This is a genomic window from Isoptericola sediminis (assembly GCF_013085345.1).
GTDB classification, from domain to species: domain Bacteria; phylum Actinomycetota; class Actinomycetes; order Actinomycetales; family Cellulomonadaceae; genus Isoptericola; species Isoptericola sediminis.
Genome location: NZ_JABFAJ010000001.1, coordinates 145,256 through 163,608, shown reverse-complemented (window position 1 = coordinate 163,608; position 18,353 = coordinate 145,256). Strand labels below are relative to the sequence as shown.

Sequence of the window (18,353 nt, the reverse complement as noted above, 5' to 3'; positions counted from 1 at the left end):
ACCCCGTCCGGGGCAACCCTTCAACCTTACCCGAACCGATCCGCCCTGTCCAACTCGCTACTGCGAACCGGTGAGCGACCTGCTCGAGGTCAGGCCCCTGCCTCGTCCGAGGGGCGCACGAAGCGTCCTGTCCGTTCGAGGAGAGTTTCAGCCCCGGCGGCCACCTCGCGGTGTCCGTTCCCTGTCGGGCTGACGTGAAAGAACATTACACGTCCCCGGCACCGAGTCCAAGCCCGTGCGGGGTGACCCGGCGCACAGTGACCGCCGACACCGTCGTCGCAGGTCGTGCAGGGTGGACTGCGCCGCGGAACGAGGCGGTTCGCGCTAGGTTCGCACCGTGAGCGCACCACCCGTCGTCGCCCGTCCCGCCCGCGCGGAGGAGGCTGCCGAGGTCGCCTGGCTCGCGGCCCTGACGTTCCCCCTCGCGTGCCCGCCCGGGACCTCGACCGTCACCATGGCCCACCACATCGCGCACCGGCTCACGCCCGAGACCTTCCGCAGCTGGATCCGGGCCGACGACTGCTCCCTCCTCGTCGCCGACGCCGGCGGACTCGTCGGCTACGCGCTGCTGCTGCGGGGCGAACCGAACGGCGCCGCCGAGCGCGAGGCGCTGCGGACGGCCGTCGGCGCGGGACCGTACGTCGAGCTGTCGAAGATCTACGTCCATCCCGACCGGATGGGTGACGGGACGGCCGGCGTCCTGATGACCGGGGCCGTCGAGGCCGCCCGCGAGCTCGCGCCCGGGCTGCCGCTCTGGCTGGGGACCAACGGGGACAACGCCCGCGCCCAGGCCTTCTACCGCAAGCACGGGTTCGCCGTGATCGGCGCCCGCACCTATGACGTCGGGGGTGTGCAGCACGACGACGTGGTCATGCTGCACACCCCCGTGGAGTGAGCGGGTCGGCCTCAGTCCTTCGTGGAGAAGGCCGCGTCGAAGGCTGCGTCCGGCGGGTCGAACGCGAGCCGGCGCACGAACTCCAGTCCCTCGGGCGCCCCGACGAGGCGGTCCATGCCGGCGTCCTCCCACTCCACCGACAGCGGGCCGTCGTACCCGATGGCGTTGAGCATCCGGAAGGAGTCCTCCCACGGCACGTCGCCGTGGCCGGTGGAGATGAAGTCCCAGCCCCGCCGCGGGTCGGCCCACGCCAGGTGGGACGACAGCCGACCGTTGCGACCGTTCAGGCGCTTCTTCGTGTCCTTGCAGTGCGCGTGGTAGATGCGGTCCTGGAAGTCCCACAGGAAGCCCACGGGATCGACGTCCTGCCAGACCATGTGGCTCGGGTCCCAGTTGAGGCCGAAGGACTCCCGGTGCCCGATCGCCTCGAGCGTCCGCTGCGTCGTCCAGTAGTCGTAGGCGATCTCGCTCGGGTGGACCTCGAGGGCGAAGCGGACGCCGACCTCCTCGAAGACGTCGAGGATCGGGTTCCAGCGGTCGGCGAAGTCCTGGTACCCCGCCTCGACCATGTCGGCCGGGACCGGCGGGAACATCGCCACGGTCTTCCAGATGGAGGACCCGGTGAAGCCGACGACGGTCCGCACGCCGAGCTTCGCGGCCATGCGCGCGGTGTCCTTCATCGCCTCGGCCGCCCGCTGCCGGACGCCCTCCGGGTCGCCGTCGCCCCAGATCTCCGGCGCCAGGATCTCCTGGTGCCGCCGGTCGATCGGGTCGTCGCAGACCGCCTGGCCGGTCAGATGGTTCGAGATCGCCACGATCTGCAGCCCGTGCCGGGCCATCAGGTCCTGGCGGCCCTGGACGTAGTCGGCGTCGTCCCACCGAGACACGTCGAGATGGTCGCCCCAGCAGGCCAGCTCCAGGCCGTCGTACCCCCACTTCGCGGCATGTCCGGCCACCTCCTCCAGGGGCAGGTCCGCCCACTGCCCGGTGAACAGGCTGATCGGTCGTGTCATCGTTCTTCCTCTCGTTCGTCCCGGACCCGACGGTGCCGGGCCCCTGATCCAGTCATCGACGGCGGCGCCACCGAAGAGTCACGGCTGCGACGCCGGCGGCCGCGAGCGCCACCAGGGCCCAGCCGGTCCACCCGGGCAGCCCCGCCGGGAAGGTCTGCGACGACGCGGAGTCGTCCGCCATCGCCGCGTCACCCTCCGCGCTCCGGGGTTCGTCCGGCTCGTCGGTCGCGGCGGGCGCCTCGGCCGGCGCCACGACGTCGACCTCCGTCGACACCTCGACCTTCTCCGGTTCCTCCACCTGGGCTGTCAGCGTCCAATGGCCCTCGTCGAGCAGCTCGGCGTCGGAGCGGTACCAGCCGACGCCCTCGGACGCCGACACCAGGGTCACCGGCCCGACCTCCTCGCCGCCGTCGGACACGGCCCGGACGACGACGACGGCGGACTCCTCCACGGGATGCCCGTCGCCGGCCCAAACCAACGACGCGGAGACGCCCCCGCCGCCGTCGGTGCCGAGCGCGACGTCGATCTCCCCGCCGTGCGCCGAGGCCGGACCGAGCGCCGGTCCCATGCCCACTCCGAGCGCGAGCGCCGTCACGGCGCCCGCTCGAGCGATCCTTCTCATCGTCCTGCTCCTTCATGACGTCGACCCGTCGGCACGGGCCCCGAGAGCCCTCGGCACGGGACCGGAGCGCATCCGTCCCGTACCGAGGGTCGGCCGACCGTGGTCGGCCGATGCCGGCGGCTGCCCCGCTGCACCCCGCGGACGCCCTGGGCCGGGGTCGTCCGCAGGGCTTCGGCGCAGCAGTGCTCGCCGCCGGCGGTCTGGCGAGGGGTGTGCGCCGGGGATCAGGGCCTCCGGCGCACACCCCGGTCCCTCAGTCGCACACCTCCTCGACGGTGGCGATTAGCCGCGCCTTGCCCGAGGGGCTGAGCGTCCAGTCGCCGGTGACCGTGAGCTCGGTCTTCCGCTCGGGCGAGGCGATGATCCGGTAGTCGCCGGGGGCGAGGTCGTCGAGCTCCTTGACCTTGCCGTCCGCCGAGCCGTCGACCCACCGGTGCACGGTGTAGCTGCGCACCCCCGGCAGCGTCTCCGGCGAGATCGAGCCGCCGGCGTCGCACGTGGCGGCCTCGACCGCCACGTCCGGGGTGTTCGGGTCGGGGCACTCCGGCTCCTCGAGCGTCACGAAGAGCACGGCGAGCCCGTTGTCCCGGACCTTCCAGTCACCCTCACCGACGAGGAAGAACCCGTCGGCCGGTCGGGCGGCGACCCGGTACTCCCCGGGAGCCAGGTCGTCCAGGTCGTCCAGGCGGTCGCCGGCCGAGCCGTCGACCCACTCCCGCACCACGTAGGACCGCACACCGTCGAGGTCGGCCGGGAGCAGGGAGCCGCCGGTGACGACCTCCGCCCCGTCCGCGTCGTAGGAGCACGTCGGCTGGACGGTCTCGACCGCCGGCACGACCGGGCAGTCCGGCTCGGCCAGGGTCACGGTCGTCTGCAGGCGGCCCTGGAAGATCTCCGACCAGCCCTCGGCGGCCACGAGCTCGTAGCCGTCGGCGGGCCAGGCCCGCACCACGTAGTCACCCGGCGGCAGGTCCGACCCGTCGCCGATGTAGGTGCCGAGGTCGTCGGCAGCCCGCACCACGTAGCGCTCGACACCTTCGGTCCCCACCCCCAGGACCGCACCGTTCGACACGACGGTGGCGCCGTCGTCGTCGAAGGAGCAGGTCGGCTGGGTGAGCTCGACCGCGGGGGTCGCCTCCGTCAGCTCGGGCTCGGCGATCGTGAGCTCGATCGTCTCGCCGGTCACGGACTCGTCGCCCGCCGAGGCCCGCACCTGGACGGTGTGGGCGCCGGCTGCGGAGATCTCGAGCGGAGCGGTGTACTCCGCCCAGCCACCGTCGTCGACGTTGACCTCGCGGTAGACCTGAGCACCCTCAGGTCCACCGGTGGTCTCCACCGTGACGGTCACCGGGCCGAGCCACTGCCCGTCCGGGCCGTCCGGCTCCGACGGGTCGAGCAACGCGACCACCTCGAGCGGCTCGGCGGAGCCGAGCACGCGGAAGTAGTCGAACGACGCCGTGGCCACCGACTGCTGCGAGGCCCCGAGGGCGTACAGCCCCACCCGGGCGTCCTGCAGACCCTCGTGTGTCACCGCGTCGGCGAAGGACGTCCAGTCCTCGCCGTCCGCGCTGTACTCGGCCGAGAACGTCGTCCCCGACTTCGTCAGCCGCAGGTGCCACACCGACGACGTGAGCTCCTCCACGCCAGGCTGCGGGTCCTGCACGACGGCGTCGACCTCGCTGCGGAGCTCGAGACGCTGCGTGACGGGGTCGCCCGCCGCGTTGTCGGTCACGAGGTCGAGCTTGACGTAGTTGTCGTCGTCGCCGTAGACGATCAGACCGCCCTGCTGGTACTGCTGGTCGAACGTCGACCCGTCGACGACGGTCTCGACGGTCCAGTCACCCTCCGGCTGGTCCTGCACGACGATGTTCGGCGTGCTGGTGTTGTCGCCGGTGTAGATGTCGGTGGCCGTGGTGTCGATCTCCAGCGCGCCACCGGTGACCCGGTAGCCCGTCGGGTCCTCGCGCACCACGTCCCAGCGGCAGGTGTCGAGGGCGTCGCCCTCGAACTCGTCGTCGGGACCGGGGGCCGCGGCCGTGTCGTCCGGGGTGATGTGGAACCAGTCGAACTCGGCGTCCACGATCTCCGCCGACGAGCCGGTGCCCGCCAGGGCGACGAGCCCGATCTGCGGGTCGTCGATCCCGGTCAGCGACTTGGTCTCCGGCATGGACGTGAACTCCATGCCGTCGTCCGAGTACGACGCCGTCAGGTCGTCGCCGTCGCTGCTGGACAGCCGCACGTACACCGTGTCCGGGTAGTCGGCGCCGAGCGCGGCGGTGTTGGAGTCGCCGACCTCGTTCGGGGCGCCGTCCTCCTCACGGATGTACTGGAAGATGCGCGTCGCGGGGTCGCCCGGTGACGAGCGGCCCTCGAGGACCATCTTCGCGTAGTTGTCCGCGTCGCCGTAGATCAGCAGACCGGCCTGCTGGTACTGCGCGTAGGCCGGGATCGTCACCTTGGCGGTCGCCGTGAACGGACCGTCGGGCAGGTCCTGCAGGACGAGGTTCGGCACCGTGACGTTGTCCGTGCCGTAGATGTCCGTGGCCGTCGCCGGAATCGTGAGGACCCCGTCGGCGACCTGCAGGTCCTGGTTGCGGTCGAGCACGGTCCACCGCTCCGGGTCGAGCTCGTCCCCGAGGAAGTCGTCCGACCGGCCGGACAGGCACAGGGTCGGCTCCGGCGTCGTGCCCGAGACCTCCACCTCGACGTACTCGACGGCGTAGGCGCCGCCCTCGTCCGTGACGCGCACCTGGAGCCGGTACGTGCCCGGTTCGTCGTAGGTGTGCTCCAGGGTGGCCGAGCCGCCCTCGACGAATCCGTCGCCGAGACCGACGTCCCAGGCGTAGGAGAGCTCGCCCATCCCGTCCGGGTCGGTGGCGTCGGCGGTCGCCGAGACGGTCAGCGGAGCGTCGCCCGCCAGCGGGTCGACCGTCAGCTGGACCTCCGGCCGCTCGTTGTCGGTGACACCGCGTCCGTCGATCTCCATCCAGTTGGCGTTGATCCCGCCGGACAGCAGCACAAAGTGCAGCGATCCGGACCCACCGGGAACGTTCGTCAGCTCGGTGGACACGTCGACGTACTGCTGCCAGTCACCCGTGTCGGGCACCGTGATCGAGCCGATCTCGGGACCGTCGGGAGCGTCCCAGCGCACCGAGACCTCACCGCCGCCGCCGGCGGACGCCGCCCGCAGCGAGATCGCGTCCACGTTCGCCAGGCTGACCGGCTCGTGGGCCCAGAAGTCACCGGGCTCGATGTAGCCGATGTTCTGGCCGCCGCCGGCGCTGTCACCGGTCTCCTCGATCTGGACGCCCGGGTCCCCCGTACCGTCGCCGATGCCGTCCGCACGACCGGTGGCCGTGAAGAACTCCGACTGGACCAGCTTGGGCTGGAGCACCTGCAGGTCGGTGGTGGTCAGCGGCGCGCCGGCGTCGCCGCCGTCGTCGGTGTAGAACGCCTCGATCACCCAGAAGATGTTCGACTCGATGCCGTGACCCTCGTCGCGGGCGGTCTGGATGACGCCCGAGCAGCCGGTCAGCTCGTCGAACGGGTGCGCGTGCGAGTCGTGCCCGAGCGAGGTGAACAGCGAGACGTCCTCGCAGGCGACGTCACCGTCCGGGTCGTTGACGTCGATCTCGTAGACGACCTGGTCGCCCCACTCGAAGAACCCTCCGTTCTCGGGGAAGGTGATGCTGACCTCGGGTGCGACGTTGCCGACCACGACCGTCACGTTCGCGACGCCGGTCTGCCCCGACTCGTCGGTGGCGACGAGCTGGGCGGTGTAGCTGCCGTTCTCGGTGTAGGTGTGCGTCGGGTTCGCCTCGGTGCTGGGCTCCGAGCCGTCGCCGAAGGTCCACTGCAGCGTGATCGGGTCGCCGGACGGGTGCCGGGTCCCCTCCGAGGAGAACTGCACCGTGAGCGGGGCGAGTCCGTCGGTGACGTCCGCGGACGCCCTCGCGATCGGCGCCGGGTCGCCCTCGACGTAGTTGACCCGGTAGACGCCCGAGCTGTCGTTGTTGCCGCCGAATCCCGAACCCCAGTCGACGACGTACAGCGCGCCGTCCGGACCGAAGTCGAAGTCCATCGGACGGTCGAAGCCGACGCTCGGGTCGAAGACGCCCGGCAGGATGCGGTTGATGTCGACCAGGTCGTCACGCTGCTCGCCCGCGAGCTGGAACGAGTACATGCGCCCCTGGTTCCACTCGCCGAACAGGGCCTTGCCGTCCCAGTACTCCGGCCACTTCACGTCCGAGTCGAGCTCGGCGTCGTAGGTGTAGACCGGGCCGCCCATGGGCGCTCCGCCGCCACCGATCTCGGGGAACAGCGGGTTGGTGGAGTAGCCGTACCAGACCTCGGCCTCGACGGCCGGCGGGAGCTGGGTGATCCCCGTGTTGTGCGGGGAGTCGTTGACGGGGCCGCCGGCGCAGTCGAACTCCGCACCGGACTGCCCGGTGGCGAAGTCGTACGCGTGGTAGGCGTTGTTGTCACCGGTGCAGTAGGGCCAGCCGTAGAAGCCGGTCTCGCTCACGACGTTCCACTCGACGGTCCCGGCCGGGCCGCGGTCCGGGTTCGCCGAGCCGGCGTCCGGGCCGTAGTCCGCGACGAGCACGTTGTCGGTCGTCGGGTCGACGCCGATGCGGAACGGGTTGCGGAACCCCATCGCGTAGATCTCCGGCAGCGTGTCCGCCGTGCCCGGGGCGAACATGTTGCCCTCGGGGATCGTGTAGCCGCCGGAGTCCTGCGGGGTGATGCGCAGGATCTTGCCGCGCAGGTCGTTGCTGTTGGCCGACGTCCGCTGGGAGTCGTAGTTCTCCCGGCCGTCGCGCTCGTCCAGCGGCGCGTAACCCTGCGACTCGAACGGGTTCGTGTTGTCACCGGTCGCCACGTACAGGTTGCCCGCGGAGTCGAAGACCATGTCGCCGCCCGCGTGGCAGCAGGTCTGGCGCTGCGTCGGGATGACCAGCACCGTCTCCTCCGTCGCCGGGTCGATGGTGCCCGACGCGGCGTCGAAGTCGAACCGCGAGACGCGGTTGTGCGGGCCGTCCTCCCCGACGTCCTCCGGGGACCAGAACAGGTAGACCCATCCGTTGGTGGCGAAGTCGGGGTCCAGCACGACGCCGGTCAGCCCGTCCTCGTTCGACTGGGTGACCGCCAACGTCATCGCGGTGCTGGTGGTGTTCGACTCCGGGTCGATCACTCGCACGCGACCGTCCCGCTCGACGTAGAAGACGGTGCCGTCAGGGGCCACGTCCAGCATCATCGGGTTGGCGGTGTCCTCGTCGAGCGGCACCATCTCGTAGCTGTCGCTCTGCGTGGCCGCGCAGTCGGAGTCCACGACCCCGGCCGCCGTCTGCAGACCGCCGAGCAGGTGCTCGAGGAACTCCGGCTCGCTGTAGGAGGCATCGGTGTGGCCGCCGCCGGTGTACCAGGACCGGCCGCCGTCGTAGGCCTGGCACCACGCGGTCGGGTGCTCGGCACCCATCGCGCCGCTGCCGGCGTCGTACGTGGACTCGTCCAGGGACGCGAGCACGTGCACGTCGTCACGCGGGTCGGTGCGGAAGTTGTACCACTCGTCGAACCGCTCCCACCGCTCCGGCAGGTGCTCGGTGGAGGCGTGGACGTGATCCTCGACCTTGACCGTGGCGTCCTGGTTCTGGGGGTGGGAGTTGAAGTAGGCACCGACGAGCTCGCCGTACCAGGGCCAGTCGTACTCGGTGTCGGACGCCGCGTGGATGCCGGCGTACCCACCGCCGTTCTGGATGTAGCGCTCGAACGCGGCCTGCTGGTCGGCGTCCAGCACGTCGCCCGTCGTCGAGAGCCACGCCACGACGTCGTAGTTCGCGAGGTTCTCGTCGGTGAACGCACCGGCGTCCTCCGTGGCGTCCACGGAGAACCCGTGCTCGGTCCCGAGCTGCTCGATCGCGGCGACGCCCGCCGGGATCGAACCGTGGCGGAAACCGGCCGTCTTGGAGAAGACGAGCACGTCGAACGGGTCGGACTCGGCCGGTGCCGCGGCGAGCGGTCCGGTCGGAGCGGCAGGTGCTGCCGCGACGGCCGGCGTGGCGCCGGCGACGGTGATGGGAGCTGCGACCGCGAGTGCGGCGGCGACGGCGAGGAGCCGTCCCCCCACGCTCGTGGCTCCCCAGAGCCTTCTACTCACCAAGATCTCCTTCGTCGTCATCGTCGAACGGGTCTGGCTGCGCTCCGGGTGCGCCACGCGTCGGCCCTGACGTCGTGAGTCACCGGGTCGTTCCGGTCAGTACTGCTCGCCCCGGTCCCGGGCATGCTCCTCTCCACTCGCGGACCGGGGACCTTCCAGGTCGGCCGGGCAGGTCCGTCAGGGCAGCTTGATCCAGCGGTGCTGCTCCGCCGCGCTGCGCTCCACGGCGTCCAGCACCCGCTGGACGTCCAGACCGTCGGCGAACGACGGCGCCGGGTCGGCACCGTCCGCCAGCGCGCCCACCAGGTCGACGACCTGGTGCGTGAAGGCGTGCTCGTAGCCCAACCCGTGCCCGGCCGGCCACCAGGCCCCGATGTACCGGTGCTCGGGCTCGGTGACCACGATGCGGCGGAAGCCCGCCGTCGTCGCCGACTCGGACGCGTCGTAGAAGTGCAGGACGTTCATGTCCTCGAAGTCGAACGCGAGAGACCCGGCAGAGCCGTTGATCTCGATGCGGATCGCGTTCTTGCGGCCGGCGGCGTAGCGGGTGGCCTCGTAGGTCGCCATCGCGCCGCCCGACATGCGGCCGAAGAAGACGGCGGCGTCGTCGACGGTGACGGGTCCGGTCTCCGCGCCACCGGAGCCGGACAGACCCGAGAACTCGGTGGCGACCGGACGTTCGCTGACGAACGTCTCGAGCATGCCGGCGACGCCCGTGAGCAGCTCGCCGGTGACGAACTGCGTGAGGTCGACGACGTGCGCGCCGATGTCACCCAGCGCGCCGGACCCTGCCTTGTCCTTGTCGAGCCGCCAGTTCAACGGGGTCGACGGGTCCGAGAGCCAGTCCTGCAGGTACTGCGCGCGCACGTGGCGGATCTCGCCGATGCGCCCGTCGACGACGAGCTGCCGTGCGAGCTGGATCGCGGGGACGCGGCGGTAGGTGAACCCGACCATCGCGTGCACCCCGCGGCGCGCGGCGCGGTCCGCGGCCGCCACCATCTGCTCGGCCTCGGCGACCGAGTTGGCCAGCGGCTTCTCGCACAGCACGTGCTTGCCGGCGTCCAGCGCGGCGATCGCGATCTCGGCGTGCGTGCTGCCGGGAGTGCAGATGTCGACGAGGTCGATGTCGTCCCGCTCGAGCAACCGACGCCAGTCGGTCTCGGCGGACTCCCAGCCGAGCCGCTCCGCCGCGGCGGTGACCTTCTCCCGGTTCCGTCCGGCCACCGCCGTCATCTCGGTGCGCATCGGCAGGTCGAAGAAGCGGGGTGCGGTACGCCACGCGTGGGAGTGCGCGGCGCCCATGAACGAGTAGCCGACCATGCCGACGCCCAGGCGGGCGCGGTCTGCTGCAGCCATTGGTGAGTGTCCTTTCGTTCCTCGTGCGGCCGGTCCCGCCGTCGGGCAAGACCGCGGCGGCGGGGCGCTGCGCCCCGCCGCCGGGGGGTGTCGTCCAGGTCGGGTCAGGAACGGAACCCGATGTCCATGAACTGATCGACGTTGTCCGCCGTGACGACCGGTGCGAAGAGCTGGACGGTGCGCGGGACGGACGACGACGCGAGGTCGTCCAGGTCCTTCTCCTGCGCGACCAGCCGGGCCAGCTTGATGCCGTCCGCCGCCTGGGTGGACGGGTACACGACAGTGGCCTGCAGCACGGTGTCACCGGACTGGATGTGCTCCATCACGTCGAGCGAACCGGCGCCGCCGACCATGAAGAACTCGTCGCGGCCGGCGTTCTCGATCGCCTGGAGGACTCCGACACCCTGGTCGTCGTCGTGGTTCCAGATGGCGTCGATCTCCGGGGCGGCCTGCAGCAGGTTCGCCGTGACCTGCTCACCGCTCTGGACGGTGAACTCGGCCGAGACCTGGTTGTCGACGTCGAGGCCGCAGTCGGACAGCGCGTCCGCGAAGCCCTGCGACCGGTCCTGCGTCAGCGGCAGCGAGGCGATGCCCTGGATCTCCGCGACGACGGCGTCGGGCTGGTCACCGAGCTGCTCGCAGATGTAGGTGCCGGCGCTGACCCCCATGCCGTAGTTGTCGCCGAGCACGGTGGACCGTGCGGCGAACGGGCTGGAGAACTCCCGGTCGACGTTGATGACGGGGATCCCGGCGTCCATGGCCTCGGTCGCGACGTCGGTGAGCGCGGCGCCGTCGAACGGCAGCAGCACGATGGCGTCCACGCCGTCGGCGATGAACGTCTCGATCTGGCTGATCTGCACGTTGACGTCGTTCGTGCCTTCCGCGACACGCAGCTCGACGTCCTCGTACTGGTCGGCGGTGTCCACGGCGGCCGAGGTGATGGCGCCCATCCAGCCGTGGTCGGCCGCCGGGGCCGAGAAGCCGATGGTGACGGTGTCCCCGGGCTCGTCGTTCATGGTGCCGCCGGCGGAGCCCTCCTCGGAGCTCGTCTCCCCGGAGTCACCCTCCTCCTCGGCCGGTTCGTTGCTGACGCAACCGGCCAGCAGGGCGGCCGAGGCGGCCAGGGCGAGCGGGGCCGCGATCAGACGACGGCGGCGGGTGGTACGTGCGGACATGATCTTCCTCGATTCGGTCCGGTGCGTGCTGGGACGGGTAGGGGTCGGAGGGACAGGGACGGCTAGCCGGCCTTGGAACGGCGGGCGAAACGCTGCTGGAGCAGCACGGCGGCGACGATGATCGCCCCGCGGGCGATCTGCTGCACCGAGCTGTCGATGTTGTTGATGATGAAGACGTTGGTGAGCGTCGCGAAGATGAGGACGCCGATCACGGTGCCGACGATCGTGCCGCGACCGCCGACGAGGAGGGTGCCGCCGACGACGACCGCGGCGATCACCTCGAGCTCGAGGAGCAGGCCGTTGGTCGACGACCCGGCACCGGTCCGGGCGAGCAGCATGACGCCACCGATGCCGACCGTCAGGCCCGAGAGCCCGTAGACGTACATCAGGTGACGCTTGACGTCGATGCCGGCGAGGCGGGCCGCCTCCCGGTTGCCGCCGACGGCGACGGTACGGCGGCCGAAGGTGGTCCGGTTGAGCAGGAACCAGCCCGCCACGGCCACGACGACGAAGATCCAGACGATCTTCGGGACACCCAGCAGATCGCCCTGGAACGTGGTCTCGAAGGACGGCTGGTCGACGATCTGCGTGCGGCGGTTCGCGATGAGCTCGGCGAGCCCGCGGGCCGCGACGAGCATGGCGAGGGTCGCGATGAAGGCGACGACGTTCCCGTAGGCGATGACCACGCCATTGATGAGTCCGGCGGCGAGCCCGACCAGGAGCGCGCAGCCCACCATGACGATCCAGCCGTACTGGTCGGCCATGGTCTGGGTGGCCAGGGTCGAGGCCCACACCGTCGTCAGGCCGAGCAGGGACCCGACCGAGAGATCGATGCCACCGGTGGTGATGACGAAGGTCATCCCGATCGCGATGACCCCGGTCACGGCGGCGAGGCTCAGGACGATCATGAGGTTGGTCAGGCTCGCGAACCGGTCCCCGCCGGTGAGGAACCCGACCAGGCACAGCAGGAGGAGGGCCGCGACCAGCCCGAGGTTGCGGACGGTCGCGCCGGACAGGCCGGAGAGCCCGGGGAGCCTGCCGCGGGTGCGGCGGCCCCCGGCCCGCGCCGTGGGTGTGTGGGTCGCCGCACCGGACGACGTCTGCTGCTCGCTCACGCGACACTTCCTTCCATGACCATGTCGAGCACCTGGTGCTCGTCGATCTGCTCGGCGGGCCCCTCGTGCACGACCTGCCCGTCGGAGACGACGAGGACACGGTCGGACAGGCCCAGGACTTCGGGGATCTCGCTGGAGACGACCAGGACGGCGGTGCCGGCGTCGGCGAGGCGACGCACCAGGTCGTAGATCTCGGACCGCGCTCCGACGTCGACGCCGCGAGTGGGCTCGTCGAGCAGCAGCACCTCGCAGCCGTGGACGAGCCACCGGGCGAGCATGACCTTCTGCTGATTCCCTCCCGACAACGTGCGGATCGGCCGTTCCACGTCGTTCGGCCGGAGCTCGAGCGCCGCGGCCTGCTCTGCGGCGGCAGACCTCTCGGCCCGTTCGTCGAGCCAGCCGCCCCGGGCGATCCGCGCGAAGGACGACAGGGTGACGTTGCGATAGACGGGCTCGTCGAGCAGCAGCCCCTGGCTCTTGCGCTCCTCAGGGGCGAGGCCGATGTCCGCGGCCACGGCGGCTCCGACCGAACCGCGCCGCAAGGACTTCCCGTCCAGCTCCACCCGGCCGCGGGTCGCACGGCGCGCCCCGTAGATGGTCTCGAGGATCTCGGACCGCCCCGACCCGACGAGCCCGGCGAGGCCGACGATCTCGCCGGCACGGACCGTCAGGGAGACGTCCGAGAAGACGTCGGCCAGCGCGAGGTCGGTGACCTCGAGCCGGACGGGCGCGTCGTCCGGGACGCCGGGACGCTCCGGGAACGCGTACTCGACGTTCTTGCCCGTCATCAGCTTGATCAGCTCGTCCGTCGCCGTCGTGGAGACGTCCAGGTTCCGACCGACCGTGACCCCGTCCTTGAGGACCGTGATCCGGTCGCCGATCCGGCGGATCTCCTCGAGGCGGTGCGAGATGTAGACGATGGCGATGCCCTGCTCGGTCAGCTCGTCGACGACACGGAAGAGGTTGTCGACCTCGCCGGAGTCGAGCACCGCCGACGGCTCGTCCATGACGATGACCCGCGCGTCGCGGGACAGAGCCCGCGCCATCGACACGATCTGCTTCCCGGCGGCGGACAGGCTGCCGACCTCACGGTGCGGCGAGATCTCCGGGTGCCCCAGCCGGTCCATGAGCTGCCGGGTCCGCTGCGCCGCGGAGCGGCGGAGCGTGAACCCGGCCGACGCGAGCTCGTGCCCCAGGTAGATGTTCTCGGCGACGGTGAGGCCGTCGACGACGTCGAGCTCCTGGTACATCGTCGCCACGCCGTGCTCGAGCGCGGTGTCGGGGTGCGGGAAGGCGATCTCGTCGCCGTCGAGCCGGATCGTGCCGGCCGTGGGCTGGTGCGCCCCGGCCAGCACCTTGATGAGAGTGGACTTCCCGGCGCCGTTCTGGCCGAGCAGACAGTGGACCTCGCCGGCACGGACGTCGAGGTCCACTCCGTCGAGCGCCTTGGCACCCGGGAAGTGCTTGACGATCCCTTGCATCTGCAGCAGCGGCGCTGCGGGGTCTTCGGTGACCATGCGACGACCATAGGGCCACCTTCTGTTCGACGTCAATCATAAGTTCCGGTACTTTCGGATCGTTACCCCCCCGTGATACACGGTTCGTCGACACATGCAACAGAGAGAGGAGGCGTGGTTGACTGTGCTTATGGAAGGGCTGGCGAAGTTCCCCCCACGACCCACGGGGGCCGGAGCGATGTTCCAGCTGCTCCGGGACGGAAGGCCACGCACACGCGCCGCGTTGGTCGCCGCCACGGGGCAGGCACGCTCCACGGTCGCGGCGCGCATCGACGCGCTGCGCGAGATCGGGTTGCTGGCCCCGGCCGGCGAGGCGTCGAGCACGGGTGGACGACCACCGTCGACGTTCGCGTTCGACCCCACGTCGCGCATCGTGCTCGGCGTCGACCTGGGTGCGACCCACGCGCGGATCGCCGTCACCGATCTGGCCGGGGAGCCCATCGGGCACCTCCAGGAGCCGCTCGCGATCGCCGACGGCCCGACGCGCGTCCTCGACTGGGTGGCCGAGGCCGGTGCCAAGGTCATCGCCCGGGCGGGCCGTCGGGCCGACGAGCTCGTCGGCATCGGCATCGGGCTCCCCGGGCCGGTGGACCACACCACGGGCCGACCGGTCAACCCTCCGATCATGCCCGGCTGGGACGGCACGGACGTCCCCGGCGAGCTCTACGCCCGGCTCCGTGCCCCGGTCCTCGTCGACAACGACGTCAACATCATGGCGCTGGGCGAGCACCGCACGATGTGCCCCACCGTGAGCGACCTGCTGTTCGTCAAGGTGGCGACCGGTATCGGCGCCGGCGTCATCATGGACGGGGAGCTCCGTCGCGGTGCCCAGGGCGCGGCCGGCGACCTCGGCCACGTCACGGTGCCCCGCGCCGCCGACATCCCGTGCCGCTGCGGCAACACGGGGTGCCTGGAAGCCGTGGCCGGCGGCGCCGCGATCGCGTCGCGGCTGCGGGACCAGGGTGCTGCGGTCAGCAGCACCGCCGACATCGTCGACCTCGTGCGCGCCGGCGACCTCGCCGCGGGCCAGGCCGTCCGCCAGGCGGGCCGGGACATCGGTACCGTCCTGGCCGCGTCGGTAAGCCTGCTCAACCCGGCACGCATCATCGTCGGCGGCGTCCTCTCCGAGGCCGGAGAGCACCTCATGGCCGGGATCCGCGAGATCGTCTACCAGCGCTCGCTGCCGCTGGCGACCCAGCATCTCCGGATCGCCACCACCGGGGCCGGTGCCGAGGCAGGTGTCGTCGGAGCGGCGCACCTCGTGACCGAGCAGTACCTCTCGGCCGCCTCGATCGACACCCTCATCACCGCCAAGGAGGACTCGTGAGCACGCGCACCGCCCTGGTCGTCCGCGGAGGTTGGGACGGGCACGACCCCGTGGGGACGACGGACGTCTTCATCCCCGTTCTCGAGGACGCCGGGTTCGAGGTCTCGGTCGAGGACTCCCTCGAGGTCTACGCCGACGAGACGGCGATGGAGCGCACCGACCTGATCGTCCAGTCGTGGACGATGGGTGACATCCTCGTCGACGAGATGCACGGCCTGCGGGTGGCCGTCGAGAACGGCACCGGGCTCGCCGGCTGGCACGGCGGCCTCCTCGACGCCTTCCGGAACGCGACCGACTACCACCACCTGGTCGGCGGACAGTTCGTCGCCCACCCCGGCGACCTCGTCGAGCACGACGTCGTGGTCCGTCCCGAGCGCGCCGACCACCCCGTCGTCGCCGGGCTGGCCCCCCGTGCGCACCTCACGACCGAGCAGTACTGGGTCCAGTCCGACCCCCTGTGCGACGTCCTGATGTCCACGACCCACGAGGTGCGGCCGGGCGTGCCGTGGCACGAACCGGCCACGGTCCCCGTGGCCTGGACCCGTCGCTGGGGCGCGGGCAAGGTCTTCGCCTGCACCGTCGGCCACACGGTGGCGGACGTCCGGCACCCCACGATCCACGAGGTGATCTCGCGCGGCATGCTCTGGGCGGCACGCGACCCGCGCTGACCGGCGACGTCCGGGCCGTCCGTCGCCCCGTCCGGATGCGAGTCAGTCGCCCAGGGCCTCCGGGCCGCCGTCGAGCAGCACCGTGAACTGCGCCTCGTCGAGGATCGGGACACCGAGCTGCTCGGCCTTGGTGGCCTTGGAACCGGCCTTCTCCCCCGCCACGACGTAGTCGGTGTTCTTCGACACGGACCCGGCGGCCTTGCCGCCCGCCGCGACGACGGCCTCCTTCGCGCCGTCCCGCGAGTAGTTCTCCAGCGACCCCGTGACGACGACGGTCAGCCCGGCGAGCGGGCCCGTCGGCCCCTCGGCGGCCTTCTCCGCCATCACCGCCGGCCCGGGGTGTCCCGGGGTCTCGAAGCGGACGCCCGCGCGGGCCCAGGTATCGACGATCTCCCGGTGCCAGTCGACGTCGAACCAGGCCTGGACCTCGTCCGCGATGACCGGGCCGACGCCCTCCACGGCGGCGAGCTCGTCGCGGGACGCCGCACGGATCGCCTCGAGCGAGCCGAACCAGTCCGCGAGCGCGCGGGCCGCGACCGGGCCGACGTGCCGGATGTTGAGCGAGACCAGGATCCGCCACAGGTCCTTGACCTTCGCCCTGTCGAGCTCGTCGAGGAGCTTGGTGGCCTGGGCGTTGGGCTCGTACAACGACTCCCCCGCCTCGACGGCTGCTCGTTCGTCGACCTTGGACAGCTTGCGCTTCTTCTGGAAGGGCCGCACCGCCTTGACCGTCTGGACCGAGCCGTCCGGCATCTCGAACTCGGCCGACTCCCCGCGTCCGTCCCACTCCTTCGGCAGGCCGGTCTCGGAGTCCCGCACCACGGCGCGGATCGGCGCGAGCTCGTCGAGCGTCAGGTCGAACAGCCTCGCCTCGGTGCGCAGCGGCGGCTCCTTCGGCTCGAGCGGTTGCGTCAGGGCCGCCGCGGTCACCTCGCCGAGCGCGTCCACGTCGAGCCCGCCGCGGGAGCCGATGTGCTCGACACGGCCCCGCACCTGGGCGGGGCAGGACTCGGCGTTCGGGCACCGCAGGTCGACGTCACCCTCCTTCATGGGCCGCAGCGGCGTCCCGCACTCGGGGCAGTCCGCCGGCATCACGAAGTCCTCGCGGGGATAGCCGTCGTCGGCGAGCGCGGTGACCGGGCCGAGGATCTCGGGGATGACGTCGCCCGCCTTGCGCAGCACGACCATGTCGCCGATGCGCACGCCCTTGGCCTTGACGACGTCCTGGTTGTGCAGGGTGGCCTGGCGCACCGTGGACCCGGCGACCAGGACGGGCTCCATGACGGCGTACGGTGTGGCGCGACCGGTCCGCCCGACGCCGACCTGGATCGCGAGGAGACGCGTGTTCACCTCCTCGGGCGGGTACTTGTAGGCCGTCGCCCAGCGCGGCGCGCGGCTGGTGGCGCCCAGGAGGCGCTGGTCGGCCAGGGCGTCGACCTTGACCACGATGCCGTCCAGCTCGTGCTCGATGTCGTGGCGGTGCTCGCCGAAGTGGTCGATCATCTCGAGCACCGCGTCGACGCCCTCCACGACCCGGTTGTGGGGAGAGATCGGGATGCCCCACCGCGCGAAGAGGTCGTAGGCGTCCGAGAGGTTGGCCAGCTCCTCGTGCTGCCCTTCCGTCCACTGGAGCGCGCCGACACCGTGCGCGTACAGGCGCAACGCCTCGATGCGGGCGAGCCCCGCCTCGTGCTCGAGCCCGGTCTTCTTGTCCAGGAGCTGACGCAACCCGCCGGCGGCGGCGTTGCGCGGGTTCGCGAACTGGGGGAAGCGGCGCAGCGCGGCCACGCGGGCACGGTCCTCGTCGAACTCGCGGGCGGCCGCACGCTCCCGCGCCTCGGCGACCGCCCGGTCGCGCAGCTCGACCTGCAGCTCGTTGAGCCGCGCGAAGGACGCCGTCGGGATGAACACCTCCCCGCGGATCTCGACGACGTCCGGGTGCTCGTCACCGTCGAGCCGGTGCGGGATCTGCGCGATGCGCAGCGCGTTGGCGGTGATGTCCTCGCCCGTCCGGCCGTCCCCGCGGGTGGCGGCGCGGACCAGGCGCCCCTGCTCGTACAGCAGCGCGATGGCCAGGCCGTCGATCTTGACCTCCGACAGGTAGCCGACGGCGCCTCCGGGCACGTCGAGGTCGCGGGCGACCCGTGCGTCCCAGGCGCGCAGCTCGTCCGTGCTGAACACGTTGTCGAGCGACAGCATCGGCTCGAGGTGGTCGACGTTCGCGAACGCGGTCGAGGCCTGCCCGCCGACGCGCTGGGTCGGCGAGTCCGGCCGGCGCAGCGCCGGGTGGGCGGCCTCGAGCGCCTCCAGCTGGTGCATGCGCGCGTCGTACTCCGCGTCGGAGACCTTCGGCGCGTCGTGCTGGTAGTAGGCGGCCTGGTCCTCCTCGACGAGGGCGACGAGCTCGGCCCAGCGACGCTGGGCCGAGGCCTCGTCGAGCGTGGACGGGTCGAGGGTGGCGTCGGTGTCGGTCACGCTCCCATCTTGCCGTGGGACACCCACACCGCA

The 18,353-nt window shown here is 71.4% G+C and carries 11 protein-coding genes; 3 read left to right on the top strand and 8 right to left on the bottom strand.

Translation table 11 applies throughout. The features are described 5' to 3' along the window. Nucleotides 1–337 precede the first annotated feature (337 nt). Complete coding sequence (locus HLI28_RS00630) at nucleotides 338–895, top strand: GNAT family N-acetyltransferase (RefSeq protein WP_171245566.1); 558 nt, start codon at nucleotides 338–340, stop codon at nucleotides 893–895. Nucleotides 896–906: 11 nt separating this feature from the next. Here HLI28_RS00630 and HLI28_RS00625 read toward each other — a convergent pair whose 3' ends face one another. The 7 genes from HLI28_RS00625 to HLI28_RS00595 all read right to left on the bottom strand — a co-directional run bounded on the left by HLI28_RS00625 (nucleotide 907) and on the right by HLI28_RS00595 (nucleotide 13,850). Further along, a complete protein-coding gene (locus HLI28_RS00625; protein ID WP_171245565.1) occupies nucleotides 907–1,908 on the bottom strand; it encodes a sugar phosphate isomerase/epimerase family protein in 1,002 nt (333 codons plus the stop codon). A 52-nt stretch (nucleotides 1,909–1,960) separates the two neighbouring features. Then, a complete protein-coding gene (locus HLI28_RS00620; RefSeq protein WP_171245564.1) occupies nucleotides 1,961–2,530 on the bottom strand; it encodes a hypothetical protein in 570 nt (189 codons plus the stop codon). A 253-nt stretch (nucleotides 2,531–2,783) separates the two neighbouring features. Continuing rightward, a complete protein-coding gene (locus HLI28_RS00615) occupies nucleotides 2,784–8,708 on the bottom strand; it encodes a ThuA domain-containing protein (protein ID WP_246246236.1) in 5,925 nt (1,974 codons plus the stop codon). Between the two features lie 156 nt (nucleotides 8,709–8,864). Further along, a complete protein-coding gene (locus HLI28_RS00610; protein WP_171245563.1) occupies nucleotides 8,865–10,043 on the bottom strand; it encodes a Gfo/Idh/MocA family protein in 1,179 nt (392 codons plus the stop codon). Nucleotides 10,044–10,147: 104 nt separating this feature from the next. Further along, a complete protein-coding gene (locus tag HLI28_RS00605; RefSeq protein ID WP_171245562.1) occupies nucleotides 10,148–11,218 on the bottom strand; it encodes a substrate-binding domain-containing protein in 1,071 nt (356 codons plus the stop codon). A gap of 62 nt (nucleotides 11,219–11,280) precedes the next feature. Beyond that, nucleotides 11,281–12,333, bottom strand: a complete 1,053-nt coding sequence (locus HLI28_RS00600; RefSeq protein WP_171245561.1) for an ABC transporter permease — start codon at nucleotides 12,331–12,333, stop codon at nucleotides 11,281–11,283. Then, nucleotides 12,330–13,850 carry a sugar ABC transporter ATP-binding protein gene (locus HLI28_RS00595; RefSeq protein WP_171245560.1) on the bottom strand — a complete coding sequence of 507 codons (1,521 nt, stop codon included), beginning with the start codon at nucleotides 13,848–13,850 and terminating at the stop codon, nucleotides 12,330–12,332. Before HLI28_RS00595 ends, HLI28_RS00600 begins: the two co-directional genes overlap by 4 nt. A gap of 130 nt (nucleotides 13,851–13,980) precedes the next feature. Between HLI28_RS00595 and HLI28_RS00590 the strand changes: the two genes are divergently transcribed. Both HLI28_RS00590 and HLI28_RS00585 read left to right on the top strand, forming a co-directional pair. Beyond that, nucleotides 13,981–15,177 carry an ROK family protein gene (locus HLI28_RS00590; protein ID WP_171245574.1) on the top strand — a complete coding sequence of 399 codons (1,197 nt, stop codon included), beginning with the start codon at nucleotides 13,981–13,983 and terminating at the stop codon, nucleotides 15,175–15,177. Further along, nucleotides 15,174–15,845 (top strand): ThuA domain-containing protein, encoded by a 672-nt coding sequence (locus HLI28_RS00585; protein WP_171245559.1) that lies wholly within the window; start codon nucleotides 15,174–15,176, stop codon nucleotides 15,843–15,845. Before HLI28_RS00590 ends, HLI28_RS00585 begins: the two co-directional genes overlap by 4 nt. 42 nt (nucleotides 15,846–15,887) lie before the next feature. On the opposite strand, the gene ligA is transcribed toward HLI28_RS00585, so the two are convergent. Continuing rightward, nucleotides 15,888–18,320 (bottom strand): NAD-dependent DNA ligase LigA, encoded by a 2,433-nt coding sequence (gene ligA, locus HLI28_RS00580; RefSeq protein WP_171245558.1) that lies wholly within the window; start codon nucleotides 18,318–18,320, stop codon nucleotides 15,888–15,890. Nucleotides 18,321–18,353 lie beyond the last annotated feature (33 nt).